At 71.5% G+C, this 18,409-nt stretch carries 15 protein-coding genes and 2 pseudogenes; 9 read left to right on the forward strand and 8 right to left on the reverse strand.

What is annotated here, in order from left to right; all coding sequences use genetic code 11:
• Positions 1-31 precede the first annotated feature (31 nt).
• Positions 32-1,363: an aminotransferase class I/II-fold pyridoxal phosphate-dependent enzyme gene (locus tag ACIRR8_RS29365; RefSeq protein ID WP_404070451.1), complete on the forward strand. Its 1,332-nt coding sequence runs from the start codon at positions 32-34 to the stop codon at positions 1,361-1,363.
• Positions 1,364-1,401: 38 nt separating this feature from the next.
• Here ACIRR8_RS29365 and ACIRR8_RS29370 read toward each other — a convergent pair whose 3' ends face one another.
• The gene (locus tag ACIRR8_RS29370) at positions 1,402-2,409 is read right to left on the reverse strand and encodes a DMT family transporter (RefSeq protein ID WP_404070453.1); all 1,008 of its coding nucleotides are present in this window, start codon (positions 2,407-2,409) and stop codon (positions 1,402-1,404) included.
• A gap of 133 nt (positions 2,410-2,542) precedes the next feature.
• On the opposite strand from ACIRR8_RS29370, the gene ACIRR8_RS29375 reads away from it, so the two are divergent.
• On the forward strand, positions 2,543-3,466 hold the full coding sequence (locus ACIRR8_RS29375) for a LysR family transcriptional regulator (protein ID WP_404070455.1): 924 nt from the start codon (positions 2,543-2,545) through the stop codon (positions 3,464-3,466).
• Here the strand turns inward: ACIRR8_RS29375 and ACIRR8_RS29380 are convergent, their stop codons facing one another.
• Complete coding sequence (locus ACIRR8_RS29380; RefSeq protein ID WP_404070457.1) at positions 3,467-3,940, reverse strand: pyridoxamine 5'-phosphate oxidase family protein; 474 nt, start codon at positions 3,938-3,940, stop codon at positions 3,467-3,469.
• Positions 3,941-4,094: 154 nt separating this feature from the next.
• On the opposite strand from ACIRR8_RS29380, the gene ACIRR8_RS29385 reads away from it, so the two are divergent.
• On the forward strand, positions 4,095-4,781 hold the full coding sequence (locus ACIRR8_RS29385; protein ID WP_404070459.1) for a cysteine hydrolase: 687 nt from the start codon (positions 4,095-4,097) through the stop codon (positions 4,779-4,781).
• Here the strand turns inward: ACIRR8_RS29385 and ACIRR8_RS29390 are convergent.
• The 3 genes from ACIRR8_RS29390 to ACIRR8_RS29400 all read right to left on the reverse strand — a co-directional run bounded on the left by ACIRR8_RS29390 (position 4,768) and on the right by ACIRR8_RS29400 (position 7,189).
• Positions 4,768-5,214: a Rieske (2Fe-2S) protein gene (locus ACIRR8_RS29390; RefSeq protein ID WP_404070461.1), complete on the reverse strand. Its 447-nt coding sequence runs from the start codon at positions 5,212-5,214 to the stop codon at positions 4,768-4,770. The two genes, ACIRR8_RS29385 and ACIRR8_RS29390, sit on opposite strands and share 14 nt — an antisense overlap.
• A gap of 89 nt (positions 5,215-5,303) precedes the next feature.
• Positions 5,304-5,954 carry a response regulator gene (locus ACIRR8_RS29395; RefSeq protein WP_404070463.1) on the reverse strand — a complete coding sequence of 217 codons (651 nt, stop codon included), beginning with the start codon at positions 5,952-5,954 and terminating at the stop codon, positions 5,304-5,306.
• Complete coding sequence (locus ACIRR8_RS29400; RefSeq protein WP_404070465.1) at positions 5,951-7,189, reverse strand: sensor histidine kinase; 1,239 nt, start codon at positions 7,187-7,189, stop codon at positions 5,951-5,953. Before ACIRR8_RS29400 ends, ACIRR8_RS29395 begins: the two co-directional genes overlap by 4 nt.
• A 149-nt stretch (positions 7,190-7,338) precedes the next feature.
• Here ACIRR8_RS29400 and ACIRR8_RS29405 point away from each other — a divergent pair, with 149 nt between their 5' ends.
• Complete coding sequence (locus tag ACIRR8_RS29405; RefSeq protein WP_404070467.1) at positions 7,339-7,899, forward strand: VanZ family protein; 561 nt, start codon at positions 7,339-7,341, stop codon at positions 7,897-7,899.
• A gap of 68 nt (positions 7,900-7,967) precedes the next feature.
• Here ACIRR8_RS29405 and ACIRR8_RS29410 read toward each other — a convergent pair whose 3' ends face one another.
• Together ACIRR8_RS29410 and ACIRR8_RS29415 are read right to left on the reverse strand one after the other, a co-directional pair.
• On the reverse strand, positions 7,968-9,506 hold the full coding sequence (locus ACIRR8_RS29410; RefSeq protein ID WP_404070469.1) for a S8 family serine peptidase: 1,539 nt from the start codon (positions 9,504-9,506) through the stop codon (positions 7,968-7,970).
• A gap of 423 nt (positions 9,507-9,929) precedes the next feature.
• A complete protein-coding gene (locus ACIRR8_RS29415; protein ID WP_404070471.1) occupies positions 9,930-10,622 on the reverse strand; it encodes a hemerythrin domain-containing protein in 693 nt (230 codons plus the stop codon).
• An 85-nt stretch (positions 10,623-10,707) separates the two neighbouring features.
• Here ACIRR8_RS29415 and ACIRR8_RS29420 point away from each other — a divergent pair, with 85 nt between their 5' ends.
• From ACIRR8_RS29420 to ACIRR8_RS29440, 5 genes and pseudogenes are all read left to right on the forward strand, one after another.
• Positions 10,708-13,410 carry a BTAD domain-containing putative transcriptional regulator gene (locus ACIRR8_RS29420; RefSeq protein WP_404070473.1) on the forward strand — a complete coding sequence of 901 codons (2,703 nt, stop codon included), beginning with the start codon at positions 10,708-10,710 and terminating at the stop codon, positions 13,408-13,410.
• 100 nt (positions 13,411-13,510) lie between these two features.
• Entirely contained in the window at positions 13,511-14,362 is an 852-nt protein-coding gene (locus tag ACIRR8_RS29425; RefSeq protein WP_404070475.1) for an LLM class flavin-dependent oxidoreductase, read from the forward strand.
• Positions 14,363-14,552: 190 nt separating this feature from the next.
• Positions 14,553-16,031 carry an alpha/beta hydrolase gene (locus tag ACIRR8_RS29430; RefSeq protein WP_404070477.1) on the forward strand — a complete coding sequence of 493 codons (1,479 nt, stop codon included), beginning with the start codon at positions 14,553-14,555 and terminating at the stop codon, positions 16,029-16,031.
• Between the two features lie 325 nt (positions 16,032-16,356).
• A pseudogene (locus tag ACIRR8_RS29435) lies at positions 16,357-16,644 on the forward strand (hypothetical protein); the annotation flags it as partial.
• 137 nt (positions 16,645-16,781) lie between these two features.
• Positions 16,782-17,069 (forward strand): annotated as a pseudogene (locus ACIRR8_RS29440) (IS5/IS1182 family transposase); the annotation flags it as partial.
• On the opposite strand, the gene ACIRR8_RS29445 reads toward ACIRR8_RS29440, so the two are convergent.
• Positions 17,053-18,255 carry an Ig-like domain-containing protein gene (locus ACIRR8_RS29445; protein ID WP_404070479.1) on the reverse strand — a complete coding sequence of 401 codons (1,203 nt, stop codon included), beginning with the start codon at positions 18,253-18,255 and terminating at the stop codon, positions 17,053-17,055. The pseudogene ACIRR8_RS29440 and the gene ACIRR8_RS29445 overlap by 17 nt on opposite strands.
• Positions 18,256-18,409 lie beyond the last annotated feature (154 nt).

Raw genomic sequence — 18,409 nt, forward strand, 5'->3', positions numbered from 1 at the left:
TACCTCATTGCACTAGTGCATACTGTTGTTTGTGCTAGGAGACTATCGGATCAGTGGGCGGCGCGCATCGGAGATTGCCGCCAGTGTGGAGCGCGGGGTCGGTTCCGGAGACCTCCCGCCCGGTCATGTGCTGCCGCCCATGCGGGAGTTGGCCGCACATCTGGAGGTCAACCCGAACACGGTGGCCGCCGCCTACCGGACGCTGCGCGAGCGCGGGGTGATCGAGACGGCGGGCCGCCGGGGGAGCCGGGTGCGGCCGCGACCGGCGAGCACTGCGCGCGGTTCCCTGCGCATCGAGGCGCCGCCGGGCGTACGTGACCTCGGCGAGGGCAACCCCGATCCTGGCCTGCTGCCGGCGCTCGGCCCGGCGCTCGCCGTGGCCGCCGCGGTCGACGCCGAGAGCCCCGGCCTGTACGGGGAGGTGCCGGTGGTCCCGGAGTTCGCCGCGTACGCGCGTGGGGCGATGGACGCCGACAAAGTGCCCGACGGGCCGGTCGCGGTGACCTCCGGGTCGCTCGACGCCATCGAGCGGGTGCTCGCGGCACACCTGCGGCCGGGCGACGCGGTGGCGGTGGAGGACCCCGGGTGGGGCAGCGTGCTCGACCTCGTACCGGCGCTCGGGCTGCGTGCCGTACCGGTCGGGGTGGACGACGACGGTCCGCTCGTCGCGGATGTGGAGCGGGTGCTGCGGGCCGGGGCGCGGGCGCTCGTCGTCACCGACCGGGCGCAGAACCCGACCGGCGCCTCGGTGAGCGCCGCACGCGCCCGGGAGCTGCGGGCCGTGCTCGCCGGCCACCCGGACGTGCTGCTGATCGAGGACGACCACGGCCACGCCATCGTCGACCTGCCGCTGCACCCGCTGGCCGGCACCACGGACCACTGGGCCTTCGTCCGCTCGGTGGCCAAGGCGTACGGGCCCGATCTGCGGGTCGCCGTGCTCACCGGCGACCCGGTCACGGTCGACCGGGTGGCGGGCCGGCAGCGGCTCGGGCCCGGGTGGGTCAGCCGGCTGCTCCAGCGTGCGGTGCTCCACCTGTGGACCTCGGGCGCCGTCGACACCGCCGCCGTCGCCCGGTCGTACGGAGAGCGGCGCGACGCCCTGGTGCGCGCGCTGGCGGAGCGCGGCGTGGCGGCCCGTGGGCGCAGCGGGATGAACGTGTGGGTGCCCGTCAGCGACGAGACCGGGGCCATCGCCCGGCTGTTGCACGCGGGTTGGGCCGTGGCGCCCGGGGCGCGGTTCCGGATGGGCACGCCTCAGGCGGTGCGGCTCACCGTCTCCCGGCTGACGGCCGAGGACATCGGGCCGCTGGCGGACGCGGTGGCGGCGGCGGCCGGACCAGCGCGGCCGGTGACGTACGGCTGAGGTCCTCGGCGGGGCGGGTGTTCAGCCGTACGCACCGGTCACGTACGGCTGAGCCGCTTCGTACGGCCGCCCGCCGCACGGGCCCGTACAGCCGACGGCCGGCTCTGCGTGAGCGCCGCCCCGGCCAGCACGATCACCGCGCCCACCGGCGTGTTCCAGGTCAGCTGTTCGCCGAGCAGCGTCACGCCCGCCGCCGTGGCGATCACCGGGATGAAGTACGTGACCATCTGCGCGGTCGTCGGGCCGACCTCCTGGACCAGTCCGTACTGGAGCAGCACCGCGAGCCCCGTGCCGAGTGCGCCGAGCGCCAGCACCGAGAGCGTGGGCAGCAGCGGGAAGGTGTCCGGGGCCGAGGTGAACACCGGGGTGACCACGGCCAGTTGCAGCGTGCCGACGAAGAGCTGGCTGCCGGTGAGCGTCAGCGTCGACGCGCCGGTGCCGGCCAGCGTACGGCGGACGTAGATCCAGCCGACCGCGTAGCTGAACGAGGCCAGCAGCGCCATCCCCGTGCCGGCCAGGTCCAGGCCGGAGAAGCCCTGCCAGGCGCCCAGGACCGTCAGCACGCCGAGGAAGTCGACGCCCAGCCCCGCGACGCGGCGGCGGGTCGGGCGGTCCTCGGAGAGGGCGACCACCGAGAGGACCATGCCCCACAGCGGCGAGGTCGCGTTGCAGATGCCGGCGAGCGTGGAGGGGATGGTCAGCTCGGCGTAGGAGAAGAGCGAGAACGGCAGCGCGTTGAGGAAGAACGCCGCCACCGTGATGTGCCCCCAGGTCCGGGCCGAGCGCGGCAGCCGTTCACGGCGCATCGCCATCGCCGCGGCCAGGACGGCGGTCCCGGCCAGCAGCCTGCCGAGCGTGACCTGGAACGGCGCGTACCCCTCGGTGCCCACCTTGATGAGCAGGAAGCTGAACCCCCAGATCAGCGAGAGCGCGGCGAACCGGATCCGCCAGTCGACGGCCGGTCGGCGGGCGGTGGTCACGGGGGACAGGGGGACGGATGCGGGTGCGGCCGCAGGGGCGGCGGGCTGCTGGCAGGGGGCGCTCATGGCTCAACGATGACGAACAGCACTCCTTAGAACAAGCGAGAGTTTCTGTTCGTGTTCGCGTAGCATCGCTTACCTGTCGAGCTCCGGGGCGGACCTGGTGAACCCGGAGTGCCTACGTCAACCTGGAGGGCACATGCTGAATCTGGAGCGGCTGCGCACGCTGGACGCCCTCGCCCGGCACGGTTCGGTGAGCGGGGCCGCCGGAGGTCTGCATGTCACCACGTCGGCGGTCTCGCAGCAGATGGCCAAGCTGGAGCGTGAGGTCGGACAGCAACTGCTCGCCAGGAACGGCCGCGGCGTCCGCCTCACCGACGCGGGCCGGCTGCTCGCTGACCACGCCGCGCGGATCCTGTCGCAGGTGGAGCTGGCCCAGTCCGACATCGAGGCCCAGCGCGGCGAGGTGGTCGGCGAGGTGACGCTCTGCGCGTTTCCCACCGCGGCGCGCGGACTGCTGCCCGCCACACTCACCGCGCTGCGCGCGGACCATCCCGAACTGAAGGTTCAAACGCGCGAGTTGGAGCCGGAGCAAGGGCTCCAGGCCGTGCTGCGAGGCGATGTCGACGTGGCGGTGGCGCTCGACTGGAGCAACAAGCGGCTGCCTGTCCCCGGTGGCCTGTCCAAGGTCGAACTCCTCGACGACGCACCGGACATCGCCATGCCGTCCGGGCATCCGCTGTCCGGCCGGGCCGAGGTGGAGCTGGAGGACTTCGCGCAGGACGAGTGGGTGTCCTGGCCCGAAGGTGAATTCTGTTACGAGTGGCTCATGTTCACCCTTCGCTCCCGTGGCATCGAGCCGCGCATCTCCCATCTGGCCGGTGAGCACCACACGCAACTCGCCCTGATCGCGGCCGGGTTCGGTGTCTGCGTGGCGCCTCGGCTCGGCCGCGGTCCTGTTCCCGACGGGGTCAGCCTGGTGCCGGTGCGGCAGACCATGCGCCGCCACATCCACGCCGTCTGGCGCACGGACGCCGACCGCCGCCCCTCGGTCCGGGCCGCGGTCGAAGCGCTGCGGACGGCGGGCGCGCGGGTGGCGGCCGGAGCTTCCGCGAGGCGGTGACTACCGCCCCAGCGCCGCGAGTTTGCGGAAGTCCCACGAGGTGATGGTGTCCGGTGTGAGCCGCAGCCAGGCGTGCCGGCCGTCGTGCGGCATCTCCTCCATCCCGAAGTACTTCGCGGGGAACAGCCGCTCCGGTACGTCGAGTTCGGGACACGGCTCGCCGGTGCGCGGCGCCTCGCCGACGAACTCCGCCGTGCCGGACAGCTCCACGCCGCGCAGCTCGTCGTACGCCTCCCCGTCGTCGACCACCACCGCGATCCTCGGGTCCTTCCGCAGCTGCGACCAGCGCAGGCTGCGGGTGATGGAGTACAGCCAGAGCGAGGTGCCGTCCCAGACGAACCAGAGCGCGCCGATGTGCGGAGGGCCGTCGGCGGCGAGCGTGGCGACCCGGCAGGTGCGCTGCTCGCCGAGGTAGGCGTCCCGCTCCTTGGGGGTCATCATGATCCGGCGGCCGCGTCGCTGGGTGTCGGTCATGCGGGTCCTCCCCTTGTCGTCTGCCGTGCTAGACCTTGCCGTCTGCCTTGTCGTCCTTGGCATCTGCCTTGCCACCCTTGCCATCTGATGGGTCATCAGAAATCATGGGGGCTCTTTCCCGCCGACGCAACGGGAACAGGCAGGAGGAGCCGCCGTGGTCTCCAGGCAAGCGCAGGAACGGCTCGCCGCGCTGCTCGACCCCGCCACCACCGTACTGCTGACCGTCGAATGCCAGCAGGGGGTCGTCGGACCGGACAGCGCCCTGCCCGAACTCGCCGCGGCCGCACGGTCCTCCGGCGCCCTCGACAACATCGCCCGGCTGGTCGCCGCCGCCCACGAAGGCGGGGTCCAGGTCATGCACGCCGTCGCCGAGAGCCGCCCCGACGGACGCGGCGCCAGCCGCAACGCCCGGCTCTTCCGCGCCGCCGCCCGCCTCCCGGTCCAGCAACACACCGGCACCACCGCCGTACGGGTCGCGGCGCCCCTCCAGGTGGCGGACGAGGACCTCGTCGTACGACGGCTGCACGGGCTCTCGCCGCTGGCCGGGACCGATGTGGACGCCCTCCTCCGCAACCTCGGCTGCCGCACGCTCGTCGTCACCGGCGTCTCGGCCAACGTCGCGATCCCCAATGCCGTGTTCGACGCCGTCAACCTCGGCTACACGGCCGTCGTCCCGTCCGACGCGATCGCGGGGGTGCCCGCCGAGTACACCCCCGCGATGATCCGCAACACCCTCGCCCTGGTCGCCACCATCGCCACCACCGACGACATCCTGGGCCGCTGGAAGGCGCCGCGCAGAGCGAGCGGCCGACCGGGGGAGAGGCCTCCTACGCCAGCGTGATCGACCCGCCCTCCACCGAGATCTCCCGCGCGGGCAGCGGCTGCGTGGCTGGGCCGCCGGTGGGGCTGCCGGTCGCCGCGTCGAACGTGGAGTTGTGGCAGGGACAGGTGATGACGTTGTCCGTGACGTCCTTGACCGCGCAGCCCTGGTGGGTGCACGTCGCCGAGAACGCCTTGAACTCACCCGCGCTCGGCTGGGTCACCACGACCTTCTGCGCCGCGAGGACGACCCCGCCGCCCTCGGGGATGTCGGCGGTCTTCGCCAGGACGGCACCGCCCGCGCCGCCGCTCCCCGGCTGCTCGACCGACTCCGCACCGCCCGATCCGTCCGAACCTCCGCACGCGGTGAGTGCGGCAGCCGCCCCGGCCGCTCCCACCGCCAGGACGACGGTGCGGCGTTCGAGGAGATGGTGGCGCTCCTGCGCTGCGCTCATCGTGGCATTCCCTTCATCGGTGTCCATGGCTTCGGGCATGGGTACGGAGAGCGGGGCGCCGGTGTTCAGCGAAGGGGGCCGGGATGCGCTCAGGTGCCGCGTCCCACGAGGCCGGTGCGCCAGGCCCAGGCGGCGATCTCCACCCGGTTGCGGGCGGTGAGCTTGGCCTGCACGTTGGTCAGATGGGTCTTGACCGTGCCCACGGTGATGAACAGGGCCGCGGCGATCTCCGCGTTGGTCAGCCCCTCGGCCAGCAGCACGACCACCTCCCTCTCGCGCGGCGAGAGCCGGTCGGCGGGCTCAGGCCGGGCGGAGCCCGTACGGAGCCGTTGCAGAAGCCGCACGGTGATCGACGGGCTGACCAGGGAGTCACCGGCCGCGGCCGCCCGTACCGCCTCGGCGAGCAGCCGGGGGCCGGAGTCCTTGAGGATGAACCCGGCCGCGCCCGCCTCCACCGCGCGGGTCAGGTACTCCTCGTCGTCGAAGGTGGTCACCATGACGACCTGCGGCCGGTGCGCGGCGTGCGGGCGGGTGAGCCGGTACAGGGCGTCCAGGCCGTCCAGGCGCGGCATCCGGATGTCCATCAGCACGACGTCCGGCCGGTGCAGGGCCGCCATCTCCACGGCGTGCACGCCGTCCTGGGCGTGGGCGACCACCTCGATGTCGTCCTCGGCGGAGAGGATCATGGCCATGCCGGTGCGGACGATCTCCTGATCGTCGGCGAGAAGGACCCGGATCACGGACGCTCCCCCGCCACGCTCCCGACGGGAACCCGGCCCGCCGCGCTCTCGAACGGGATCCGGGCGCTCACCCGCCACTCTCCCCGGCCGTCCGGGCCCGCACGGAAGGTGCCGCCCTCGGCGGTGACGCGCTCCTCCAGCCCGAGCAGACCGTATCCCGCCCGCGCCGGCACTCCCGGTCCTGGCCGGTCGTTGACGACGTCGAGTTCGGCGGTACGGGAGAGGACCGTGAGCGTCACGGTCACCTGCCGGGCCTCCGGCGCGTGCTTGCGCACATTGGTCAGCGACTCCATGACGACCCGGTGCACCACCGCCATGGCCGAGGCGGGCAGGCGACCGACGGGCCCCTCCTCGACGAGCCGGGCCGACGGGCCGTTCTCGTACGGGGCGAACGCCGCAACCAGCGCGCGCAGCTGCTCCACCCCTCCCGCCGGTACGGGCGCGGCCTCGGTGCGCAGCCCGCTCACCATGTGCCGCAGCGCCTGGAGAGCCTCCGAGGCGGCCCCCTCGATCTGCCCCAGCGCCGGTACGGTCAGCTCCGGCTTCGACGCCGCGACCACCTGCGCGCCCTGCGCCTGTACGACGATCCCCGTCACATGGTGGGCGACGAAGTCGTGCAGGTCCCGCGCGAAGGCCAGCCGCTGTTCGAGGCGCACCCGCTCGGCGTGCCGGCGGCGGTCGACCGCCACCAGCCGGGCCACGAGCGCACCGACCAGCGCGGCACACACGGCGAACGTGCAGAACAGCGCCACGATGAGGCTGTTCTCGCTCGCCTCCACCGCCACCGGCCGCAGCACCACCGCCGCACACAGCACCAGGGCCGCGCCGGCGGCCGGCCGGGCGGTGCCGTAGCGGACCGTGATGACCAGCACCACGGTGAGCGCGGCGATCTCGAACAGCGTGTAGGCGTCGGCCCGCCCGACCGACGATCCCGGCTGTTCCGCCGCCCACCGCATCCACGCGCTGCACCCGAGCGAGACGGCGCCCGCGATCCCCCCGGCCACCGCCAAGGCCACCGGACCCACCCGCCGTCGGCGCACCGCCCAGGCGGGCACCATCAGGAACGGTGCCGAGGCCGAGAGGAGGACCTGGGGCGCGAGTGCCGCGCGGTGGACGCCGGTACGGAAGTCGGCGGCGAGTGCCAGCACCAGGACGGATCCCACGAGGGCGACGCCGAGGCAGACCAGCACGCCCCGCAGCCAGGAGGGGCCTCTGCCGAAGTGAGCGATGTACATACCCGCAGCGTACGGACCTGCCGTGGCGGGCTCCTCTGCCGAAAGTCATAGGTCCGGGGCCGGTCTCCGGCCTTCGGCAGATCCGCGCGGGCACCCCGGACGGACACGATCGCGGACGACGATCGACCAGCACCCCACAGGAGCCCGCCATGACCTTCCAGACCCAGATCCCCACCGCCGCCGTTCTCGGACCGGCGCTGGCGGTCTTCGCCGCCGTGGCGCTCGTACGCCGCAGAGGCGGTGCCCCCGGGTGGCGCGGCGGACCGCTGGCGCTCCGCGCCGTCACCGCGCTCCACGCCACGGCGGTCGCCACGCTCACCTTCTTCCCGCTGTGGATCTACGGCGGGGACCACCGCAACCAGGCGCCGTGGACCGGACAGATCCAGCCGATCCCGTTCCTCATGGCGGACCTCTCCATGGCTCCCAACGTGATCATGTTCGTCCCGCTCGGCTTCCTCCTGCCGCTGCTCCTCTCCGGGACCGGCCGCGGCCGCACCGTCGTGATCTGCGCCCTGGTCAGCCTCGGCATCGAGATCGTCCAGCTGCTCCAGTACATCGCCTTCGGCAACGGCCGCTCCGTCGACGTCAACGACCTGATCGCCAACACCCTCGGCGGCCTCATCGGCTACGCCGTCCTGCGCGCCGCACAGCGCTCGGCGGCCACGCGCACCGTGCTGGAGAAGGCGTCCCCGGCGCCCAGCACGGTCTGACCGGCCGCCAACGGCGAGGGCCCGGGGGGAGCAGCCCCCGGGCCCTCGCTCATAGGCCGGTCATCCGCCTACCAGCGGACCGCGTCCAGCGCGTCCACGACACCGGCCCCGTAGAAGCCGTTGTAGCCCGTGCCGCCCTCGCAGACCGCGTCGATGACCCCGTCACCGTTGTAGTCGTACGGTGCGCCGCACGCCTTGGCGTCCGCCTGGAGGCCCAGCAGCACCTTGACGGCGGCCGGTGAGGCGTACGGGTGGCGGGACTTGATCAGGGCCACGACGCCCGCGACGTGCGGGGAGGCCATCGATGTACCGGCCTTGTAGCCGAACCGGCCGCCCGGCAGCGTGGAGAGGATCAGCCCGCTGACGGCCGGCGGCTCGGGCGTCTGGTAGACCGTCGAGTCACCGCCCGGAGCGGCCACGTCGATGACGCCCTTGCCGTAGTTGGAGTACGAGGACTTCCATCCCTTGGCGCCCGTCGCGGCGACCGTCACGACACCCGGCAGCATGGTCGGGATGTCCGGGCAGACGCGCGGGTCGACCGTCCGGGTGACCGGCTCGGTGTCGTTCGGGCTGGACCGGTCCTCGATCGTCCGGGAGGCCAGGTCGTGGCGGGCGTTGCCGGCCGCGGCCACGTTGACCGTGCCCTTGCGCTCGGCGTACTTCACCGCGCGCGTGAGGGACTCGACCAGCGCGCCCTGGTCCGGGTCGTTCTTGCACGCGAACAGCCACGGGTCGGTGTAGTAGCTGTTGTTCGTCACGTCGACACCGCGCTCGGCCGCCCACAGGAAGCCGCAGACGACGGCCTCGGTGTAGAAGTAGCCCTCCGGTGTGGAGACCTTGATGCCGGAGACCTTCACACCCGGCGCCACGCCCGTCACGCCGATCCCGTTCTTCGCCGCGGCGATGGTGCCCGCCACATGCGTGCCGTGGTCGCTCTCGCCCGCCGCCGGGCGCCAGGAGCCGGCGGTGGTGTCCGGTGCGCCGGTCACACAGTTGACGGAGGCTTCGCGGTCGAAGTTGGGTGCCAGGTCGGGGTGCGTGTCGTCCACGCCGGTGTCGATGACCGCGACCGTGACCCGCTTCGAGCCGAGCGACCTCTGGTGGGCCTTGTCCGCCTTGATCGCGGGCAGCGACCACTGCAGCGGCTCCAGCGGATCCTCCGCCGCCGTCGCCTGCGCGGCGGCGGCCGCCGCCTGAGCCTCCGTCAGCGGCTGCGCCATGGCACCGACATCCTTGGTGGCCTGAGGCACGATGGGGTTGGTGCGGGTGGCACCGGCGGACTGCACACCTCGTACGCGGCGGATCGTTTCGCCGAAATCCGGGTTCTGCGCGTGGGCGACGATGACGCCGATCTGCTCGTACGAGATGACGACCGTGCCGCCGGCCTGCTCGACGGCCCTCTCCACCTGGCGGACGGCCGCGCGGCCGCTGCCGGTGTTGACGACGTAACTCAGTTTCGGTCCGTCGGCGCGCGGAGTCGCGGTGGCCGGTGCGCCGGTGGGCGTCGCCGTGGCCGTGGTCGCCGGGAGGAAGCCGAGCGAGGCGACGAGCGCGAGTCCGACGGGCAGCGCGAGAGCGCGGGTCCGTCTCGATGCCAGATGAGCCATGGGTTCTCCACATCATCCGTGCCGGTCGACCGGACACCTGGCGTGTTCGGTCGCGTACATGACGAGTGAAGCTATCGTCGATCTTCCCGGCCCATCAATGCTCAGGGGCGTGTGGGTTCGAAGGATGCACCTGCGCGGCCGCATCCGGCCGCCGGTCCGACGTGCGGCTCGGGCGCTCTTCGCCGGTGATCACCCTGGTCACTCCATGCCGCCGGTCATCGACCGGCGACACCGGACGAACGGCCGGCGGCCGGGAGAAGCGAGGCGGAGAGGACGGGTGGCCCGGGAAGATGCTGAGAAGCGGACGCGACACATGTGACGGGATGGCCCCGGCACTGCCGCTGGTCTCGACCGTGCCCTGATAGCGGCCCACGGCTTTACGCGTCGCACGGACGAGAGGGTGAGATCTGCTGTTGTGGGCGATCAGCCGGTGCTGATACCTGAATCCCGACTCGCGGAGGCCAGGCGGTCACGGTGGGTGCGATAGAGGCGGGTCCCGAGCGGGCGGCCGACATGCCAGACGACGGCGGGAACGGCGGCGCGCAGGAGCCGGGCCTGCTCCTCGCTCGCCCCGTGCAGGGCCATGCCCAGCATCAGCAGCCGCCGCGCGAAGGACACCTTGTTCAGGGACGCCTCGACGGTCGTCTTCCACTCGTGTTCGGTCAGGTGGCGATCGATGAGCGGCAGGATCTGCTCCTCCTCCAGCGCCAGATGCTCGTACAGCGCAGGCAGCAGACGTTCCGCGACGGCGGCGACGGCATCCCGCTCGGGGGCGTCAGCGGTGGCCTGCCAACGCCGGCCGCCCGCGGCGAGCGCTTTCAACTCGTCGTCCATGGAGGCGTGCTGCTGGTCCATCGTCTCGATGAGGGGCTCGACGTCGTCGGGGCAGCGCTCCCGCAGTCGGGGCCACACATGGTCGTCCTCGCTGGTGTGATGGGCGTGCAGGAAGTCGACCATCATCAGGACGTGGCCGACGACGACGTCGGTGCCCTGCGAGTCACCCGTCGGCACACCGGCGATCAGCTGGGGCAGAGCACCGAACTCCCTCCGCATGGCGTCGTGCGCGCCGATCATGTCGCGGCTGTCGGCCATCTTCTCGTTCTTCTCCGTGTGCATGGGAGCAGCTTCGAGGCCGTGCCTTTCAAACTGCCTACAGCCCGGATACCGCGAGGGCGTCACGACGTTGCCGTCCGTCGATGACATGGGCTTACATGGTGCGGTGCTGACGTTCGCGGTGCTGGGACCGTTCGAAGTCCGTGCGGGTGATCAGCCGGTCCACGTAGGTGGCCGACTACCCCGCAGGCTGCTGGCGATCCTGGTTGCCGGGGAAGGACGGCCGGTCTCAGAGGACAGCCTCGCCGAAGGGGTGTGGGGCGCCCGCCCGCCACGCAACCCCGCGGGTGCCCTGCAGGTGTACGTCTCGCGGCTCCGCCGGGTGCTGCCGGGCACGGTACTCGAACGCTCCGTCGGCGGCTACCGGCTCCTTGCCGCCGACACCGACGCCGAACGCTTCCGCGGCCACCTCGTCCGCGCCCGTGCGCTGGTGGCCGACGACCGCCACGCCGATGCGCACGAGGCTTTCGAGGCGGCGCTGCGGTTGTGGCGCGGGACACCGTACGAGGATCTGATCGACGACGAGTCCACGGCGGCGATCCGCGCCTCACTGGTGGAACAGCGTGACAGCGCTCAGGAGGAGGCCGCCGCGGCCCTGCTGGCCACCGGCGACCACGCCGGTGCGGTGGCCGGGCTCGAACCACTCGTGCACACCGCGCCGTACCGCGAACGCCGTTGGCAGCTGCTGGCGCTGGCGCTCTACCGGGCGGGGCGCCAGGCAGACGCTCTGCACGCGGTGCGCCGGGTCCGGAGCCTGCTGGCCGAGGAACTGGGTGTCGACCCCGGGCCGGAGTTGCGGCAGCTCGAAGGCCGCATCCTGGCACAGGATCCGGGCCTGGCGGCCTCCGACGCCCCGGCCGCGACGCCCGTTGACCGGCCGCTGTCGTCGTTCATCGGCCGCGACGCCGATCTGGCCCTGCTGAGCCGTCTCGTCGGCGTGCACCGGCTCGTCACCCTCGTCGGGCCCGCGGGGTCGGGCAAGACCCGCCTGGCCGTGGAATGGGCAGGGCGGGACGCAGTCGTCCGGCTCGCCGATGTGGCCGACCCCGCCCACCTGGTCTCAGCCGTCGCCGCGGCGACCGGCGTCACCGGGTTCACCGGGGACCCGTACGAGGCGCTGATCAAGCGGCTGCGCCTGTACGGGAAAGCTCTGGTACTCGACAACTGCGAGCACCTCGTCGACGAGGTGGCCCGGCTCGTCGTCGACCTGCTCGACCGGATTCCCACGTTGAGGGTGGTGGCCACCAGTCGCAGCCCGCTCGGCGTCGACGGCGAGCACAGTCTGCCGCTCGGTCCGCTGGCCGCCGACGACGCAGTGACGCTCCTGACCGATCGCATCCGCGCGGGTCGGCCCGGTTGGATCGGGCAGGACGCCGACCGCCAGGATCTGCGCCGCCTCGCCGACGCGCTGGACCGGCTGCCGCTGGCCCTGGAGCTCGCGGCGGCGCGGGTGCGGACCTTCGGCGTACGGGGGCTGATCGAGAACCTGGACGACCGTTTCACCGTGCTGGGCAGGATTCCGCACAGCAAGATGACCCCGCACGCGACGTTGCAGGAGGCCGTCGCCTGGAGCTTCGACCTCCTCTCCCGTGAGGAGCGGGATCTGGCGGTGCGGCTCTGGCCGTACGAAGGCGGCTTCCCGCTGGAGGCCGCGAGTTCCGCAGCTGGTCTTGGCACGCTCGTCTCACTGGTCGACCAGTCCGTGATCACCGCCGAGACCGGCGGCGGCACGGCGCGCTACTGGATGCTGGAGACGATCCGGGCGTACGGCCGGTCCGTGGACGCAGATCCGGCGGCGACCCGGGCTGCTCATGCCCTCTGGGTCCGCGAGCTGGCCGCCCAGGCTGAGGGCGACCTGCAGGGCGTACGCTCCGCGACCGCGATGGCGGCGTTGCGTCCGGAGTTGCCGAACCTGCGCGCGGGGCTCGCACACGACCTGGTACATGCCCCGGGCGAGGCATTGCGTACGGCCGCGCGGCTCATGTGGTTCTGGATCCGCAGCGGCCTGCTTGCCGAGGGCAACCGGACGCTGAGCGCGGCCTTGGCCGCAGCGCCGGACGCCCCGCTCGGCGACATCGTGCGTGCCAGAACCTCGTCGGCCGCCCTGCTCTACTTCACCGGCGACGTCACCACGGCACGCCGCGTGCTGTCCGAGGCGAACTTGGCGGTGGCCTCGGAACCGCGGTATCGCAGCTTGCTCGCCGAGGTCCGCTACTACCAGGCTCTGGTCCAGTTGCCGGGAGGTGACCCGCTGATCGCGCTGGACGCGTCGGCCGAGGCGCACGCCATCGCCACCGAGACGCAGACCACCTGGCTGATCGCCGCCACCGCGATGGCGTTGGGCGCGGCCCTCGTCATGGTCGGCCGGACCGCCGAAGGCCGAACCCGGTTGCGGGCCGCGGTGCGGCTCGCCGACGCCTCCGGGTTCGTCTGGACAGCCGCGCTCAGCGAACTGATGCTGGCCCAGACCCTCGTCGACATGAAGGGCGGCGAAGCGCTGCCCCTGCTGCGGTCCTCGCTGCGGCGTTTCCTCATCGAAGGAGACCTGAGCAACCAGTTGGCCGTGCTGCACAATGGGGCCCTGGTCCTGGACGCGGCCGACGACGCGGTCGGCGCCGCGCTGCTCCGTAACGTCGTCCATTTTCACCAGGCGCACAGCGACATCCGGCCGGCTGGCACCTTTCTGCAGTCGACCGTGCCTCAGGGCTGGTACGAGGGCGCTCCTCCCTCCCATCCGCCGGCACTCGACGACGCCATCGCCGCCCTGAGCGCCTCGGCGCGCGCTGTCTGACCGATGTAACCCGGTTGTATGGGCGCCTGACCAGGATCGGGTTGGAAGCGGTCGACGGCCCGCACTACGTCGACACCCGTACCAGCTAAGGAGCTTCTCGATGCGTATCGGCATCGGAATACCCAACCAGGTCCGCGACGTCCACGCCCCGGTGATTCCCGCCTGGGCCCGCCGGGCGGAGGAAGCGGGCTTCGCCACTCTGGGCACCACCGGCCGGATCGCCTACCCGGGCGTGATGGACACCGTCGCCCTGGCCGCGGCCGCCGGGGCCACCACCTCGATCGGGCTGCTGAGCCAGGTGCTGCTGGCGACCACCTGGCCGGGGGCGCTGCTGGCCAAGGAAGCCGCCTCGATCGATGGGGTCTCCGGCGGTCGGCTCACCCTCGGCATCGGGGTGGGCATCCGCGAGGACGACTTCGTCGTGCCCGGGCACGGCCCACGAGACCGGGGCGCTCGGATGGACCGTGACGTGGCGACCTACCGGTCGATGTGGGCCGGCGAACCCGTTCCGGGAAGCCCGAACCCGGCGGTGCCGGCCGGAGGCCGACAGGTGCCGCTGCTGTTCGGCGCCACCACTGCGGCGGCCTACCGCCGGATGGCTCAGTCGTCGGACGGGTACATCGCCGGATCGGTGCCGGCTGCCCTGGCGTCCGGTGCTTTCGAAGCTGCCCGTGCCGCGTGGCAGGCGGCCGGGCGGCCGGGACAGCCCAGGCTGGTCGCCCTCAACTACTTCGCGCTGGGCGATCCCGAGCGCGGTCGGGCCAACATCGCCGATTACTACGCCGCTACCGGCGATTACCAGGACGTCGTCGTCAACAACGTCCACACCGACGCGGAATCATTGCGCGAAGCCGTCAAGCAATTCGAGGCCCTGGGCGTCGACGAACTGATCCTGGGCCCCGGCACCGACGACCTCGACGAGGTCACCCGGCTGGCCGACATCGTCCTCTGACGCGAAGCTCACGTCTCTCCTGCGCATGCATATGGCGCCATCTGGAGGGCAGTTGGGATTCATCCGACACTTCGGGCCCTGCGTGAAGTGACCGTGTGCATTCCGTCGACCGGCGGGCGGCCGGGACCTCGACCGGTCCTGCCCCCGTCGCACCATCTCAATCCGCCGGCTTTCCCAGAAAGGCTCGCTCGTGAGGAAGTCCGCTGCAGCAGTGCTCGCTATAGGTCTGCTGACAACGCTGTCAACTGCGTGTTCGCCGGCCGAGGCCGAAACGGAGAAGCTTTCCTGGAAGAAATGCCCCGCAGGTGTGGCAGCGGCGGGAGTCGATTGCACCACGCTCGATGTTCCGCTCGACTACGAGAAACCCGACGGGAAGACGATCGAAATTGCCGTCTCCCGACTGGTGAGCAAGAACCCCGACAAGCGCCGCGGCGTCCTCCTCACCAACAGCGGGGGTCCCGGCGGGGAAACCCTCACCATGCCGGCCACACTGCGTAAGCTCGGTCTTCCCAAAAGCGTCCTGGACAGCTACGACATCATCGGAATTGACCCGCGGGGTGTCGGGCGCAGCACGCCGGTGACCTGTGGGCTGAAACTGACGGACCACCCGAGCAACATTCCCACCTACGCACGGAACGCGATGGACGTTGCGGCCGAGGCCAAGCGTGTCGAAGCGGTCGCGAAGAAGTGCGCCTCCTCCAGGACGGCGTCCCTCCTTCCGTATATCACCACGGCGAACACCGCCCGAGACCTGGACCGGGTCCGCGAGGCCCTCGGAGAGTCAAAGGTCTCCTACTTCGGTATCTCCTACGGCACCTATCTCGGTTCCGTCTACGCCACCATGTTCCCCGGCAGCACTGACCGGGTGTTCCTGGACAGCGTGACCGGCCCCGGCGGCTGGAACGCCTCGTTCGCGCGAGACTTCGGTCGGGGCTTCGAGGACCGCTTCCCCGACTTCGCCGGGTTCGCAGCCGCCCGGAACGAGAAGTACGGTCTGGGCCGGACGCCCGAGGAGGTCGAAGAGACCTTCTTCGACATCGCCGCGAAGCTCGACAGGAAGCCGAGCGTCGAGGGATTCACTGGCGCGGCGTTCCGGCAGGTGACCTTCGACCGCTTCTACTACGACAGCAAGCTGCCGGAACTGGCAGGCATATGGAAGGCGCTGAACACCGGCAAGCCGATCCCCGAACCGAAGCCGGCCGAGGGCGAGAGTCCGGCAGGCGGTTCGTCCGGTGTGCCCTCCGACAACTATCTGGCGAGTCAGATGCACGTCATCTGCAACGATTCCGACTGGCCCGCGGACGTCGCGGCCTACGCCCGGAACGTCGAACAGGACCGCGCGGCATACCCCAAGTTCGGGGCCGCCGGCGGGAACGTCACCCCCTGCGCTTTCTGGCCGTCGGAGCCCAGCGAGAAGCCGGTGGAGCTCACCGACCGCGGCCCGTCCAACATCCTGCTGCTACAGAACCGCCGTGACCCCGCGACGCCACTGCACAGCGCCCTCAAGACGCGCGCGGCACTCGGGGACCGGGCGCGACTGGTGACGGCCGACCAGGGCGGACACCTGGCGTACTTGTTCCTCGACAACAAGTGCGCCAACGACATCGTCACCACCTTCCTCACCACCGGCGAACGCCCCGACGAAGACACCGCCTGTCCTCCGAACTGACCCTGGTAGCCCGTGGCCTGCCCGTGCGGCACACCTGCGCAGGGGCAGGCCATACGGCGCTCCCCGTACCAACCCGGCCCGGCACCTCGACAGGCACCGCACGGGCGCCACGGGCAGCGCGCTCCAGGAGCGGCGGCCACATCGGGGTTGCCGTGCGGCGGCCTGGAGAGGCGTAGCGGTACCCGAGCGCGAACCGGGGCCCCGGGCGACGGCGGAGGCCCAGCCTCCGGCGGAACGGGTGATCTTGGTCGTGAACCCGTACGCCAGAGGCTTCACTCGTCTGTCACGCCAACTGCTGCACCACACCAGCATGTTGGAAACGGCTCGGTGGGCGGCGGCTCCGAAGGACGGCTTCCCTGTGCTTCGGCACACCTGCGCCTCGGCCGTGTTGGAAGCCGGAGTGTCCGTCGTGAGCCTGACTCGGTGGCTCGGGCACTCCTCGCCTGCGATCACTCTCGGTTACTATGCTCACTTCATGCGGAGGTCGTGCCTCGGCGATCCGCTCGAAGACCGGAGGCTACCGTCGCGTCGGCGGTCCGTGCCGACTGCGAGCGGGAACTGGTGCGACTGCTGGCCGGACCCGAAACGGAACGTGAACTGCTCGGCCTGCTGACCGCGTCGGGAGGCGGCTTGGCCGCCGCTGATCTGGCCGAGCCCACCGGCCACAACCTCTACGAGATCGAGGAGATCCTACGCAGCCGGGCGGGACGCACGTTTCTCGCCCGTGAAAACTTCTCGCGCCCGCACGAGTTCGGTATATCCGTCGGTACCGCCCATGCCTACGTCACCGCAGTCAGGGGTCTCCTCGCCGAGCAGGCGCCGGGCCTGCTGAAGACGCTGCGCGCGCACGACCCGGACTTCGTCCTCCTGGACGGCACGCTCGCAGAGTGCGACCGCGTCGGCGACGGCAGGGCCCTCGAAACACAAGCGGCACGGGGTGAGCGTGCAGGTCGTCACGGACCCGGCCGGCGAGATTCTGTGGCTCTCGGTCGATGCGTTCGCCCTCGTCGGCGCCACCCCCTCAGCGCAGCGCGCTCCGCTGCTGCCACGCGGCCCACGAGAGGTTCCACGCGCCGAAGCCGTTCCCGGGGTCGACCACGCCCTTGGTGTCCTTGCCGGTGATCTCGAACGGGTCGCCCGGCCGCACCTGCGCGTAGAACCAGGCCGCGTCCGCGTCGCTCATCCCTATGCACCCGGAGCTCTGGTTGGACCGGCCGAAGTGCTTGGCGTTCCACGGGGCGGCGTGCGCGTACATGCCCGACCAGGTGAGCCGCATCGAGTGGTCGACCATCTTGTCGTAGGCGTCGCCGAGGCCCACCGTCTCGGAGTTCATGTTGATCGTGCCCTCCTTGGCCATGAGCACGGCCGTGCCGCGCCAGGACCGCTTGTCGCCGCCGGGTGTGCCACCCGAGACCGGGATGCGGCGGACCGTCCTCCCGTCGCGTACGAGGGAGAGCTGGTGGCGGTCGAGGTCTACCTCGACGATCTGCCGGTCGCCGATGGTGAAGGCCGTCGTGTAGTCGCGTACGAACCAGCCGCCGGCCGCTCCGGAGTCGGTGCCGTTCAGTTCGGCCTTCAGCGTGACCTCGGTTCCGGGCTTCCAGTACGTCCGGGGCCGCCAGTCCACCCGGTCCCGGCCCGACCAGTCGCGTATCCAGCCCCAGGAGCCCTCGGTGTCGTTCGAGGTGGTGATCCGGAGCTGCTTCTCGACCTCGGCCCGGTTCTCGACCGGGTGGTCGAAGACCAGCGAGACCGGCTGGGCGACGCCGACGGTGGAGCCGGTACCCGGCCGCCAGTCCACCTTGTTGACCTTCTCCGCCGGCGCCGTGGTGAAGCTGGCCTCGGTGCTCCCGGCGGTCCCGCCGGAGGACCGGGTCGCCGCCTTCACCGTGTACGCCGTGCCGGGTACGGCCTTGCGGTCGGAGACCCAGGACCGGCCGTCGGCGGCGGCCTTTCCGGCGAGCCGGTGGCCCTCGGTGTTGGTGACGGTCACCGAGGTGAGGCGGCCGCCGGTGGCCGTGACCTGTACGGGTTCACCGGCCGGGGCCTTCGCCCCGGCGGGTGTGACGGTGACCGTGACGGGGCGGTCGTCCGGGCTCGGCGTCACCTCGGTGACCGGGGAGCCGGGGGAGGCGGCCGGCGAGCAGGCGGCGAGCGGCGCCAGCAGGGCGGCGACGACGGCGGCCCGGACGCGGGCATGAGCGAGTACGCGGATACGGGACAACGGGACCTCCGGAAGAGCGACGAGAGCCGCACCAGCCACCAGGCCGGTTCGATTGGCGATGTCGTGACTGTAGAGCCGGAAAACCTTAGGTCAGGGGCTACGGAGCAGTGTGACGGCGACTGGTGAGGAACGGTCATGGTCCGGTCACATTCGC

The sequence above is a fragment of the Streptomyces sp. NPDC101178 genome, from assembly GCF_044767965.1.
In the GTDB taxonomy this organism is placed as follows: domain Bacteria; phylum Actinomycetota; class Actinomycetes; order Streptomycetales; family Streptomycetaceae; genus Streptomyces.